We start from the raw sequence: 12,747 nt of genomic DNA, 5'->3' as shown, positions 1-12,747 counted from the left end.
AGCGCTGTAAGGGATGGGGCGACCGACGGGACTTGAACCCGCAACTTCCGGCATCACAAGCCGGCGCTCTAACCAATTGAACTACGGTCGCCGTGGAGTGGCGCGCTTAGCCGTGCGTCGCGCGTCGGTCAAGCAGTGGCGCAACGATAATCGTTCTGGCAGGAAAATCTCCATGCAAACGCACGCCACCCCCGCCCGCCCGTCGCTCGGTTCCGGCTATCCATCGGAACCGGTCGTCGAGCACATCATGGCCCAACCGGGCGTGCAACGCGTACCCAGCGCCAAACTGTCGCTGTTCATCCGTCGGGCGCTGATCCCCGCCAATCTGTGCGCCGCGCTGATCGAGCGGATCGATGCCAAGCGCCGGCCGTCGACCATCGCCGACGCCAATGGCGACCCGACCTTTCGGACCAGCGAAACGTGTGACCTCGATTCGACCGATCCGGTGGTCGCTGCGGCAGAGGCGTTGATCTTCGACTTCTGCGCGCTCGACCCGGCCCATGGCGAGCCGTTGCAGGGACAACGCTATGCCGTGGGGCAAGAGTTCAAGGCGCACACCGACTATTTCGATCCGCATGGCGGCGACTTCGCGAAATATTGCTCGGTCGCCGGCAACCGGACCTGGACGGTCATGCTTTACCTCAACGAACCGGGTGCCGGTGGCGCCACGCGCTTCAAGGCGATCGACAAGATCGTCCAGCCCGAGACCGGCAAGCTGCTCGCCTGGAACAATTTGCGCGCGGACGGCACGCCGAACCCCGCGACGCTCCACCACGGGATGAAGGTGCGCGAGGGCACGAAATACGTCCTGACCAAATGGTTTCGCGAACGCCCGTGGGGATAAGCGAACGGGCCGCCGGCATCGCTGCCGACGGCCCGTCCTGCCGCGTTACGCCGGATCAGAACTGGGCGGTGATGCCCAGCGAGAACATCCGGCCGAGGTCGTAGCGGTTGATATAGACCGGGTTGCCGCCGAAATTCTGGCTTTCCGAATAACGCTGGCCGGTCAGGTTGCGGGCCTCCGCCTTCACCTCCAGATTGGCGCCGGCCACTTCGAACCCCTGCCGCGCGACGAGGTCGAGGCGGATGCCCGGACGCTCGACGATATCGGGCTGGAACCCCTGCCCCGACAGGTTCGACGGACCACGGTTCGTCACACGGTCGCTGGCATAGTTGAATAGCAAGGTCAGCTGCGACAGGTTGGCGGTATCCTCCAGCCCGACCTGCACGTTGACCAGATGGTCCGACTGGCCGGTCAGCGGCGCGCCGTCGCGGAACAGCAGATTGGCACGACCGAAGCCCGCCGCACAGCCACCGATGCCGGGCGAACCCAATGCCGCCGCCGGATTGGGCACGCAGCTGCCATCCGCCGTGATCTGCGACTGGGTATAGGTATAGTTCGCCAGCAGCAGCAGGCGCCGCGTCGCGAAGAAATTGCCGAGGCTTTCGAGCAGAACATATTTCTGCGCCTCGACCTCGCCGCCCCACAACGTCGCCTTGGGCAGATAGGTAAAGCCGGTTTGCAGCGTCGCGTCGGGGCTGGGATAGAAGCCGGCCTGTTCGATCGGGCGATCGATCCGCTTGTAGAAACCGGCGGCGGTGAAGCGCTGGTCGCGGCCGAAGAACCATTCGTAGCGCGCTTCGAGATTCCACAATTCGGAATCGCGCAGGTTCGGGTTACCGAAGAACAGGCGGTCCGAGTCGGGATCGCGGAACTGCTGGGGGGCAAGCTCGCGGAATTGCGGGCGCGAGATCGTCTTCGCGCCGCTCAACCGCGCCTGCATGTCCGACGCGAAATTCCACGTCAGCGTGCCCGCCGGCAGCCAATAGCCGTTCTTCAGGATGGTCGACGGATTGCCGATCGGCGTCACTTCCTCGCGCGCCGTTTCGTAACGCACGCCGGCGACCGCGCGCAGGCCGTCGCTAACCTCGGCCTCGGCCTGGACATAGCCGGCATGGATTTCGAGGCCGGCATCATAGGCATAGGCGCCGTTCTGCGTATTGAACTGCAGCTGGATCGTGCAGGCCCCGGTCCCGCGCTGCGGACAGGCGTTGAACAGCGAGTCGGGCGACAGCAGATAGTCCGGACGCAGCAGGTTGTTGGGGAAACCCGGCGCCGTGCCTGCGCCATCGCTGGTCTGGTAGTTGAACTGCAACCGGCGCGAATTGCGGTCGGTGTTCGAATAGAAATAGCCGGTCGACAGCGTGATCGGTCGATCGGTCGCCAGCTTGTACGACAGGTCGGCCTGACCGGTGTACAGATTCTCGTCCAGCTCGCTGAACACGACGCTGGCAAAGGGCGAGAAGCGCTGCGTCACCTGATAGGCGCCGTTGCAATTGAACCCGCGCGAGAAGGGCGCACCGTCAGTCGTAATCGGATAGCCGTTGGTCGTACGGTTCGAGCAGAGATAGTCGAACTGCCGCTCATAGGGCGCGTTGCGCTTCGAATTGGCGAAGGCGCCGCGCGCGTCGAACTTCAGCGCATCGGTCAGCTTGAATTCGCCGACCAGTTGCGTCTCGATCAGCTGGCGTTCGAACCAGTTGGTGTTCTGTTGCAGGCGCAGGCCGCTGAAATTGTTGTACGCTTCCGACCCGGCCAGACGGCCCTGCTTCAGCGTGTCGTGGATATAGACGTTGGTCCAGCGGATCGTATTGTCGTTGAACTCGTAGCCCAGCCCGACCAGCGCATTGGCCACAATCCGGTTGTCGGTCAGCACGGTGCGGAAATCGTTGCGGACCGTGCCGTCCTCGCTGACGCTGTCCTGCTGGATCGCGTCGCGGGTGCGGAAGGTGTTGGACAGGCCGAGCGACGCGATGACGCCCAGCCGGTCGCTGCCGATATCGAACACCGAACCGCCGGCGATCTCACCCGACAGGTTGGCCGGCAGCTGGTTGTTGACCTGCAACAGCGTCGTGCGTGCGTTGTTCAGCTGCGCCACCTGATCGGCGGTGAAGATGCCCGATCCCTGGTCGGCGTTGCGGATGAAGGCGGGAACGCCGCGCGTCCCATCGTCATAGCCGATCCAGTCGGACTTGCCGCCGGGATAGACATAGCCGAGCTCGCTGGTCGTCACCGTGTCCGCAGCTATCGACCCGCCGATTGACAGGAAGTTCTTCTTCGGGATCGCCTTCGACGTCAGGTTGATGACGCCGCCGCCGAATTCACCGGGGAAGTTGACCGAATAGGTCTTTTGCACCAGCGCCGATCCGACGATCGAGGTCGGGAAGATGTCGAGCGGGACCGAACGGCGCAGCGGCTCAGGGCTGGGCAGCGGCGATCCGTTGAGCAGCGACGACGAATAGCGATCGCCGAGACCTCGGACATAGACGAAGCCGCCGCCGACAACCGACAGGCCGGTGACACGGGTCAGCGCGCCGGCGATGTCGCCGTCACCGGTGCGCGCGATGTCGGCTTCCGACAGCACCGACACGATCTGCGGCGTGGCACGCACCACGTTCGGGATGTTGCGGCCGACGACGACGATTTCCTCCGCCGTCGATTCGTCGAAGCCCGGCGAGGAGACTTCGGCCGGGGTGTCGGTCGTGGTCGTGCCGTCCTGCGGCGTGGCGACCGGGTCCGGCTGGGTGCCGGTCTGCACGACCGGCGGAGTGGCCGCGGTCGGTGCCGGCGCGGTCTGCGCCAGTACGGCCGGCGCGACCAGTTGCGATGTCAGGAGAAGGAGCGTTGCATAGGCGCGGCGGTGCTGCATGACCGGGGATCCACCTGTTCAAGTCGTAAAGAGCGAATGCCGGGACGGGCGTATCGGCCCGCCCCGGCATCGGCGTGTCATCGCTTGGGCGCGATGGTGTCGCGGATCAGCGCCCGTTGCAGGCGAAGTAGATCGAGCTGAACACCGGCGGGCCGAATTCCTGCGGGCCGCCATTGTCGGTCGGACCAGTGTTCGCCGCGCGGATCGTCGAGCGATCGCTGGTGCCCGCCACCAGGTTGAGGCACGGGACGCTCGACACCGACTTCACGATGCCGTTGACATAGCGCATGTCCGACCCGCCGCGCTGACGGATCGCGGCCGGCGCCAGCGCCGTCTGGATGAAGGTGAAGTTGGCATAGGTCGAGAAGGTCCGCGGCAGCAGGTCCTCGGCGTTATTAGAGTCGATCTCGGTCGAGAAGGAGTCGGCGGTCGCGCCCAGCGTGCGCTGCGCGGCGATCATGAACTGCATGAACCCGCGATAGCCATTGTCGATGTCGAAGCCGTCATCGTCAGCACCGGTGATCGCGATGTACTTCAGATTGGTCGTGCCACCGAAGATTTCGATGCCGTCATCGGCCGAATTGTGGCTCTGGATATGGTCCAGAACGGTGCCGGTCCCGGTGCCGCCCAGCGTCAGGCCCTGCAGTTCGTTGCCGTCGCTGATCGCGATACCCGAATAGCGGATCTGGACGTACGACATCTGGCCGGAGCTGTCGGCGACGTTCGGACCGCCATAGAAGCGTCCCGTCACGCCTTCGATCGCCTGCTGGCAGGTGGTCGACGAACCGGCGGCGTTGTTCGGGCCGGTGCCGGTCGCGCAGACGGCGGTCGGCGCACGGCCGAGCAGGATGATGCCGCCCCACTGACCCTGAGTCGCGTCCGATACGCCGTTGCTGACGGTGTTCTGCTGCGAGGTGAAGATGATCGGCGCGTCGCGCGTGCCGATCGCCGAGATCTTCGAACCGCGGTTGACCAGCAGCAGGTCGTTGGTTGCTTCGGTCGAGTCGGCGGCGATGACGACGCCGGCGGCGATCGTCAGTGTGGCGCCGGTGCCGCCCGTGGTGCCGAGGTCGGTGCCGACTTCGGTCTGGCCGCGCAGGCGATAGACGACGCCGGCGATCTTGGGCAGCGACAGGTCGGTGGTGATGTTCTGCGGCAGGCGGCAATAGCGGATCGTCGGGCTCGACGAGCTGTTGGTGCCGTCATCCAGCGTGCCGGTCGGGCAGACCGAGGTCGCCGCGGCATAGGTGCCGATCGACGGGACCGCGGTGCAGCGCGCGCCCGAACCGCCGAATTCGGCCGAGGTCGAGTTGCAGGTCCAGCCCTGGAACGCGGTATCGGTCGGACCGTTCAGCGCGCCGACATAGTTGGTGCTGGTGAAGAAGCTGTTGATCGTCGACGGATCGGTCGCGGTGGCCAGCGAGGCGCTGCCGACCGGATAGACGCCGTTCATCGTCGAACCGACGCCGTTCACATTGTTGTTGGTGCCGGCATTGACGATGGCGAGCTGTTCTTCCGGCGTGATCGAGACGCCGTTGACGGTGGTCGAGGCCGCGAACTGCGCCGCGGTGATCGCGCTCGGGGTGGCCGAGGGCGTCGGGGTCGGCGTCGGGGCCGGCGCGGGGACGGTCACGTTGATGCTGCCCGCACCCGGCGAGGCGACGCCATCGGCGCCGCTGCACCCCGCGAGCGCGGCGCAGGCCGTCGACGCCATGAGAATAAAGCCGATGCGCTTGCTGCTGGCCATCACCGAAGAACTCCCGAAACCTGGTTGTCGTTATGCGGGCGCATTGACCCGGCGATCGACCAAGGTTCCCCCGTCGGCCGATCCACACCCGCCCGTTAGGCGCGCTGGATGACGGGACCGTGCGATTTGGATGAAGTTTCGGAGACGTTACGGTTTCGGTTTTGTGACAGCGTTCCAGATCGAACCATGTTGCCCGGAATCAGAAACGGCCGCCCCGCACAACGCCTCTGTTCAGAGGTCGCAGTGCCGGACGGCCGTTGATCTGGTGGGCGCGACAGGGATTGAACCTGTGACCCCACCCGTGTGAAGGGTGTGCTCTACCGCTGAGCTACGCGCCCGGAAACCCGGAGGACGGCTCCCTAAATGGGTCCGGCCACCGTGTCCAGAACTTAATTCACCGAATCCTTCAGGCCCTTGCCGGCCTTGAACTTCGGCTGCGACGACGCCTTGATCGTCATCGGTTCGCCGGTCCGCGGGTTGCGGCCGGTCGACGCCTTGCGCTTCGACACCGAAAACGTGCCGAATCCGACGAGACGAACCTCGTCACCCTTTTTGAGCGCCGCCGAGATGACGTCGAACACCGCTTCGACCGCCTTCATCGCATCGCCGCGGGTAAGCCCCGAATGGTCGGCGACCTGCCCGATCAGCTCCTGCTTGTTCATCCCGTGGAACCCCCTTCAGCCTAATAACAATATGGAAAACTCGAAAGCGGCAATAAGGCCGCTCGAACGCGGGCTGTCAAAGCAAATTGGACGCATTAGTGCAATCCGGTGCTTTGCACGCCATCGTCCGGCAAACGTACATCAGGATCGGACGGGGGCGGCCATTGGCCACCCCCATCCTCATCAATGTGGGCGCGACTCGCCGATGCCCGGTACCGGGACCGGCGGTTGTGCCGCCAGATCGTCTGCCTCGGTCCAGTCGATCGCGGTCAGCGGCTCGGTCAGCGCCAGGCGCAGCACCTCGTCGACATGCGCGACCGGAATGATCTCCAGCCCCGAACGGATGTTGGCCGGGATTTCCGCCAGATCCTTTTCGTTCTCGACCGGGATCAGCACCGTGGTGATCCCGCCGCGCAGCGCCGCGAGCAGCTTTTCCTTGAGACCGCCGATCGGCAGTACCCGACCGCGCAACGTCACCTCGCCGGTCATCGCCACCTCCCGCCGCACCGGCACGCCGGTCAGCGTGGACACGATCGACGTGACCAGCCCGATGCCGGCCGACGGGCCGTCCTTCGGCACCGCGCCCTCGGGCAGGTGGATATGGACATCCTTGCGGTGGAACAGGCTGGGCTTGATGCCATAGCCAGGCGAGCGCGCCTTGACGTAGCTCCACGCCGCCTCGACCGATTCCTTCATCACGTCGCCTAGCTTGCCGGTCGTCTTGACCGACCCCTTGCCCGGCACCGTGACGCTTTCGATGGTCAGCAGTTCGCCACCGACCTCGGTCCAGGCGAGACCGGTGACCGCACCGATCTGATGCTCTTCCTCGCCCACGCCGAAGCGATATTTGCGGACGCCGGCGAACTCGGACAGGTTGTCCGGGGTGACCGTGACCGACGTCGCCTTGCCTTCGAGCATGCGGCGCAGCGCCTTGCGGGCGAGTTTCGCAATCTCGCGCTCCAGCGTGCGGACACCGGCTTCGCGGGTGTAGAAACGGATCAGATCGCGCAGGCCGTCCTGCGTCAGTTCGAACTCGCCCGGTTTCAACCCATGCGCATCGACCTGCTTGGCGACCAGGTGCCGCTCGGCGATCTCGACCTTCTCGTCCTCGGTATAGCCTTCCAGCCGGATGATCTCCATCCGGTCGAGCAGCGGCTGCGGCAGGTTCAGCGTGTTCGCGGTGCACACGAACATCACGTCCGACAGATCGATGTCGATCTCCAGATAATGATCGTTGAACTTCGCATTCTGTTCGGGGTCGAGCACCTCGAGCAGCGCCGATGCCGGATCGCCGCGGAAATCCTGACCCAGCTTGTCGATCTCATCGAGCAGGAACAGCGGGTTCGACGCGCCGGCCTTTTTCAGGTTGGTGACGATCTTGCCCGGCAGCGACCCGATATAGGTGCGGCGATGGCCCCGAATCTCCGCTTCGTCGCGCACGCCGCCCAAAGACTGGCGGATGAACTCCCGCCCCGTCGCCTTCGCGATCGACTTGCCCAAGCTGGTCTTGCCGACCCCCGGCGGGCCGATGAGGCACAGTATCGGCCCCTTCAGCTTGTTGGTCCGGGCCTGCACCGCCAGATATTCGACGATGCGGTCCTTGACCTTTTCCAGCGCGTAATGGTCGTGGTCGAGCACGTCCTGCGCGACCGCGATATCCTTCTTCAGCTTCGACTTCTTGCCCCAGGGCAGGCCCAGCAGGACGTCGAGATAGTTGCGCACGACGGTCGCCTCGGCACTCATCGGCGCCATCGTCTTGAGCTTCTTCAGCTCCGACGTCGCCTTGGTCCGCGCTTCCTTGCTGAGCTTCAGCGTCGCGATCTTCTGCGTCAGCTCGGCGATCTCGTCGCCGTCGCCATCCTCGCCCTCGTTGCCGAGTTCGCGCTGGATCGCCTTCAACTGCTCGTTCAGATAATATTCGCGCTGCGTCTTCTCCATCTGGCGCTTCACGCGGCTGCGGATTTTCTTCTCGACCTGCAACACGCCCAGTTCGCCCTCCATGAAGGCGAACACCATCTCCAGCCGCTTGTGCGGATCGGATTCGACCAGCAGTGCCTGCTTGTCGGCGACCTTGACCGCGATGTTACCGGCAATCGCATCGGCAAGGCGCGAGGGATCGTCCAGCTCGGACAGCTGCACCGCGGTTTCCGCCGGCAGCTTCTTGTTGAGCTTGGCGTAATTCTCGAACTGGTCGACCACCGACCGCATCAGCGCCTTCAGCTCGGCACTCGGCTGAGCAACCGATTCGGCGACGCGCTCCTCCATGCCCTCATCTGCATCTTCCAGCGTCGTGTCGTCCGCTTCGGCCGGCGTGACTGTCGCGACCAGATAATTGTCGACCGATTCGAGCTCGGTCAGGGTCGCGCGCGCCTTGCCCGACACCAACACACGAACCGTGCCGTCGGGCAGTTTCAGCATCTGCATGACTTCGGCAGACACGCCGACATCATACAGGTCCTCGCGCGCCGGATCGTCATCACCGGGATCGAGCTGCGCCACGAGGAAGATTTCCTTCGATCCCGCCATCGCGGCCTCAAGCGCCGCGACCGACTTGTCGCGCCCGACGAACAGGGGCACGATCATGTGCGGAAACACGACAATATCACGCAGCGGCAATACCGGCAGCTTCAGCGGCTCGGACGAAACGGAATTGGTAATCTCGGACATGGACACTCCACGACCCGGCCGAAGCGCCGGACCCACGACCTTATATGGTGGCAATTGCCGCGCCATCAATCTCCGTTCGCAGGCACACTGACCCATGACGGTATCGCTTGCGCTGGCGCTGGCCGCCGCGTTGCAGGTGGCGCCGACCGAAACGGTGCCGCCGGTCCATCCGATGACCTTGCGATCGGGCGGCCCCATCGCCGCCGATCGCGCCGCACTGCGGCTGGCGCATGCCGATCTGGCGATCGAGGCGTTGCCGGCGCGGCGGATGTTGTCGGCACGGGCGACGCTGACCCTCGCCGCCAATGCCGCGGTGCCTCGCATTCCGATCGACCTCGACGATGTGCTGACCGTCCGGTCGATTCGCGTCGACGGCCGCCCGCTCGATCGCGCCCGCTGGCGCCAAGCGGGCGGACAGGTGGTGATCGACACCCCGCTTGTCGCCGGACAACGCACCACGATCGAGATCAGCTATGCCGGTAGTCCGCGGGTTGCGAAGCGCGCGCCATGGGATGACGGCTTCGTCTGGAGCGAATGGAAGGGCAAGCCCTGGTTCGGCACCACCGCGCAGGATACCGGCTGCGACCTGTGGTGGCCATGCCTCGACTTTCCCGCCGGTGAACCCGCCGCCGTTGACCTGCACCTGACCGTCCCGGCCGGTCTGTCCGCCCCGGCCAATGGCGTGCTCCGCGGGATCGACCGGCTGCCCGATGGCCGGACCACCTGGCACTGGCATGCCGGTTCGACCAATCCCTATGCGCTGGCGATCAGCGTCGGCCCGTATCGCGAGATCAAGGGCGAGTATCGCAGCCGCTTCGGCAACGTCATCCCGCTGCATTTCTGGCATTTGGAAGGGAAGGACGAGCAGGCGAAGCAGCTGTTCGCCGAGTTCGCCCCGACGCTCGACTTCTTCGAATCGACCATCGGCCCCTACCCGTTCGGCGACGAGAAGGTCGGCGTGGTCGAAACGCCCTATCTCGGCATGGAGCATCAGACGATCAACGCATACGGCAACGGCTACAAACCGGCGCCCGAAGGCTTCGACTGGCTGTTCCAGCACGAATTCAGCCACGAATGGTTCGGCAACCAGATGACCGCCGCCGACTGGGACGATTTCTGGCTGCACGAGGCATTCGCGTCCTACATGCAGCCGCTCTACGGCAAATGGCGGGAAGGCGACGCGCGCTATTTGTCGATGCTGCTGATCCAGCGGCAACGCGTCGCCAATCGCGCGCCGATCGTATCGGGCAGTTCACGGACCACGCGTGAGGTCAACGGCGAGACCGGCCCCGGCACCGACGTCTATTTCAAGGGCGCGTGGATGCTGCACAGCCTGCGCCACCTGATCGGCGACCGCGCTTTCTTCGCGGCGACGCGTCGGCTGGTCTATGGCCGCCCCGATCCGAAACCGGGCAATTTCACGCCCCGTTTTGCCACGACGCGCGAATTTGAAACGGCGGTGGCGGAGGAAACGGGGAAGGATTTCGGCTGGTTCTTCGACGTCTATCTGCGACAGGCCGCCCTGCCCGATCTGATCGAGCAGCGCAGCGAGACCGCGCTGATGCTGCGCTGGCAGGTGCCGGGCGACGGCCCCTTCCCGCTGCCGGTCGAGGTCGAAGTCGATGGCGTCCGCCACACCCTGCCGATGACCGGCGGCTCGGGCGCTATCGCGGTGCCGCAGGACGCCCATGTCGTGATCGACCCTATGGCTTGGTTGTTGCGGCGTTCCCCGGCGATCGAACGGATGCAGGCGCCGCGCGTTGCCACCCCATGACCCAGCTATCCAGACGCGCTGCCGAAATGGCCGCGACCTTCATGATCGGCGACGGGCTGCTCGGCCTGTTGCAGCCCAGTCGCCATATCGCGCTGTGGCAGGAACGCGCCGGCGGTGCGCAGTGGCTGGTGCGCCCCTTTATCGGTCGCCCCACCCTGCGCCGGGCCTATGGCGTCGCACAGATCGCTGCCGGGCTGGCCCTCGCCGCCCGGCAGCGGGCGATCACGGAACGATCGTGATGAACAGATAGGCGGCGAAAATTGTCAGGTGGACGATGCCGGACAGCACCGTCGTCCGCCCGTTCCCGAGCGTCAGCGTCGACACCAGCAACGATAGCGCGAACAGCACCATCGACTTGGCATCGATGCCCAGCGACAACGGCCAGCCCATCACCAGCGACACGATCGCGACGCTGGGGATGGTCAGCCCGATGGTCGCCAGAGCCGATCCCATGGCGAGGTTGAGACTGGTCTGAAGCCGGTCCTTACGCGCGGCCTTCACCGCCGCCAGGCTCTCGGGCGCGAGCACCAGCGCCGCGATCAGAATGCCGACGACCGCCAGCGGCAACCCCGCCCCCAGCACCGCCGCTTCGATCGTCGGCGACAAATCCTTCGCCAGCAGCACCACCCCCACCAGCGCGATCAGCAACGCGCCGAACGCGATCCAGGCGGTTCCGGCGCTCGGCGGCTCGGCGTGGGCGTCCTTGGGCAGCGAACCATCGGTCGCCGGCAGGAAATAGTCGCGGTGCCGCACCGTCTGCACCATCACGAACGTGGCATAGAGAATGACCGAGATGATCGCGACGAAGGTAAGCTGCGACGGCGACAGTGTCGGCCCAGGCACGCTCGACGTATAATTGGGCAGGACGAGCGACATCACCGCCATCGCCGCCAGCACCGACAGCGCGGCGCTGACCCCGCGCAGCACGAACCGCTGCTCGTGGTGACGAATACCGCCGACCAGCAGGCAGATTCCGACGATGAAGTTCAGGATGATCATGATCGCGGCGAACACCGTATCGCGCGCCAGCGTCGCAACGTCCCCCGAGCCGGACAACATCAAAGATACGATCAGCGAAACCTCGATCACCGTCACCGCGACCGCCAGCACCAGCGTTCCGAACGGTTCGCCGACCTTGTGGGCGACCACCTCGGCGTGATGGACGGCAGCGATCACGCAACCGATCATGATCGCTGCCGCAAGACCGGCACCGATCCCGCCCACTTTCGCCAGGTTCAGCAGGATCGCAACCAGCCCCAGCACCGGAATGACCGTCGACCACCATGGCAGCGCGGTACGGTCGAGCAGCGCACGTTTGGTCGCCGGACTGACCAGCGTTTCCTCGAATTCCGCCGCCATCGCCGCTTCATGGTCTCGTGCCGCCGACATCATCGCTCCCTGATCGTTACGCAAAGCCAATGCTTCGGGCGCGCGATGTTTCCATCGGGCGCAGGCATTTAGCGGCCGATCGAGTCGATCCAGTCGGGCAGCGCCGCCAGATCGGGCAACTGGCGAAAGCGGGGATGGTCGATCGGCGGCTCACCCGCCTCGTGCGCCCAGGCCAGCGGCTGCGGAACATACGCGGCCCATGCCCCGGCCGACAGGGCGGGCAGAACGTCGGAGCGCATCGAATCGCCTGCCATGACCGCTGCCTCGGGTGTCGCGCCATAGCGGTCGAACAGCCGCGTAAACGTCTCGGTCGTCTTGTCGCTGACGATCTCGATCCCGGCAAAGCGGTCGCCAAGGCCCGATGCGGCGAGCTTCGCTTCCTGGTGCAGCAGGTCGCCCTTAGTGACCAACACCAGTCGTCCGCGCTGCGACAGCGCATCCAGCGTCGCCTCGATCCCGTGCAGTAACTCGACAGGATGCGCCAGCAACCGGCGTCCGGCGGCCAGTATGTTGGCGATCACGCCGCTCGGCAAACGATCCCCGCCCAGTTCGAGGGCCGTTTCGATCATCGATAGCGTGAATCCCTTGGCACCATAGCCATAGAGTTTTAGGTTGCGCGCCTCGCAGGCGTCGAGCGTTTCGAGCGCGACACCGGCGGCCGCGAACGGGCGAAGCATTGCGGTGAAGGCGTGATGCGCCTCCTCGAAATGGCGCATATTGTGCCAGAGCGTGTCGTCGGCATCGAGGCAGATAAGATCGATCGGCATGGACGCTGGATAGCGGGCGGAGGGTGGCGAG

The 12,747-nt window shown here is 65.2% G+C and carries 9 protein-coding genes and 2 tRNA genes; 3 read left to right on the top strand and 8 right to left on the bottom strand.

Annotated elements, in window-relative coordinates; all coding sequences use genetic code 11:
- Window positions 1-14: 14 nt before the first annotated feature.
- Window positions 15-91: transfer RNA gene (locus CA237_RS08665), tRNA-His, on the bottom strand.
- 81 nt (window positions 92-172) lie between these two features.
- Between CA237_RS08665 and CA237_RS08660 the strand changes: the two genes are divergently transcribed.
- Window positions 173-844 carry a 2OG-Fe(II) oxygenase gene (locus CA237_RS08660; RefSeq protein ID WP_066689846.1) on the top strand — a complete coding sequence of 224 codons (672 nt, stop codon included), beginning with the start codon at window positions 173-175 and terminating at the stop codon, window positions 842-844.
- A gap of 55 nt (window positions 845-899) precedes the next feature.
- On the opposite strand, the gene CA237_RS08655 is transcribed toward CA237_RS08660, so the two are convergent.
- From CA237_RS08655 to lon, 5 genes are all read right to left on the bottom strand, one after another.
- Complete coding sequence (locus CA237_RS08655; RefSeq protein ID WP_126013707.1) at window positions 900-3,710, bottom strand: TonB-dependent receptor; 2,811 nt, start codon at window positions 3,708-3,710, stop codon at window positions 900-902.
- 106 nt (window positions 3,711-3,816) lie between these two features.
- A complete protein-coding gene (locus CA237_RS08650) occupies window positions 3,817-5,457 on the bottom strand; it encodes a hypothetical protein (protein ID WP_066689844.1) in 1,641 nt (546 codons plus the stop codon).
- 263 nt (window positions 5,458-5,720) lie between these two features.
- Window positions 5,721-5,795 (bottom strand) — tRNA-Val (locus CA237_RS08645).
- Between the two features lie 51 nt (window positions 5,796-5,846).
- Entirely contained in the window at window positions 5,847-6,119 is a 273-nt protein-coding gene (locus CA237_RS08640) for an HU family DNA-binding protein (protein WP_055756411.1), read from the bottom strand.
- A 183-nt stretch (window positions 6,120-6,302) separates the two neighbouring features.
- A complete protein-coding gene (gene lon, locus CA237_RS08635; RefSeq protein WP_126013705.1) occupies window positions 6,303-8,786 on the bottom strand; it encodes an endopeptidase La in 2,484 nt (827 codons plus the stop codon).
- A gap of 94 nt (window positions 8,787-8,880) precedes the next feature.
- Between lon and CA237_RS08630 the strand changes: the two genes are divergently transcribed.
- On the top strand, window positions 8,881-10,560 hold the full coding sequence (locus CA237_RS08630; protein ID WP_066689842.1) for a M1 family metallopeptidase: 1,680 nt from the start codon (window positions 8,881-8,883) through the stop codon (window positions 10,558-10,560).
- Between the two features lie 26 nt (window positions 10,561-10,586).
- Window positions 10,587-10,799 (top strand): hypothetical protein, encoded by a 213-nt coding sequence (locus CA237_RS08625; RefSeq protein WP_241215452.1) that lies wholly within the window; start codon window positions 10,587-10,589, stop codon window positions 10,797-10,799.
- On the opposite strand, the gene CA237_RS08620 is transcribed toward CA237_RS08625, so the two are convergent.
- Entirely contained in the window at window positions 10,783-11,949 is a 1,167-nt protein-coding gene (locus CA237_RS08620) for an ionic transporter y4hA (RefSeq protein WP_232307936.1), read from the bottom strand. The two genes, CA237_RS08625 and CA237_RS08620, sit on opposite strands and share 17 nt — an antisense overlap.
- Window positions 11,950-12,017: 68 nt before the next feature.
- Window positions 12,018-12,716, bottom strand: coding sequence for an HAD family hydrolase (locus tag CA237_RS08615; protein WP_126013703.1), 699 nt, complete (start codon window positions 12,714-12,716; stop codon window positions 12,018-12,020).
- Window positions 12,717-12,747: the final 31 nt, after the last annotated feature.

This window comes from Sphingomonas sp. ABOLH, from assembly GCF_003951715.1.
Lineage (GTDB): Bacteria > Pseudomonadota > Alphaproteobacteria > Sphingomonadales > Sphingomonadaceae > Sphingomonas > Sphingomonas hankookensis_A.
The sequence above is the reverse complement of the archived record's forward strand: the minus strand, read 5'-3'. Positions and strand labels throughout refer to the sequence as shown.

Bases quoted from the DNA above. Each gene is read 5' to 3' on its own strand.
- CA237_RS08660 (WP_066689846.1), top strand. From the start codon at position 173: ATGCAAACGCACGCCACCCCCGCCCGCCCGTCGCTCGGTTCCGGCTAT.
- CA237_RS08655 (WP_126013707.1), bottom strand. From the start codon at position 3,710: ATGCAGCACCGCCGCGCCTATGCAACGCTCCTTCTCCTGACATCGCAA.
- CA237_RS08650 (WP_066689844.1), bottom strand. From the start codon at position 5,457: ATGGCCAGCAGCAAGCGCATCGGCTTTATTCTCATGGCGTCGACGGCC.
- CA237_RS08640 (WP_055756411.1), bottom strand. From the start codon at position 6,119: ATGAACAAGCAGGAGCTGATCGGGCAGGTCGCCGACCATTCGGGGCTT.
- lon (WP_126013705.1), bottom strand. From the start codon at position 8,786: ATGTCCGAGATTACCAATTCCGTTTCGTCCGAGCCGCTGAAGCTGCCG.
- CA237_RS08630 (WP_066689842.1), top strand. From the start codon at position 8,881: ATGACGGTATCGCTTGCGCTGGCGCTGGCCGCCGCGTTGCAGGTGGCG.
- CA237_RS08625 (WP_241215452.1), top strand. From the start codon at position 10,587: ATGGCCGCGACCTTCATGATCGGCGACGGGCTGCTCGGCCTGTTGCAG.
- CA237_RS08620 (WP_232307936.1), bottom strand. From the start codon at position 11,949: ATGTCGGCGGCACGAGACCATGAAGCGGCGATGGCGGCGGAATTCGAG.
- CA237_RS08615 (WP_126013703.1), bottom strand. From the start codon at position 12,716: ATGCCGATCGATCTTATCTGCCTCGATGCCGACGACACGCTCTGGCAC.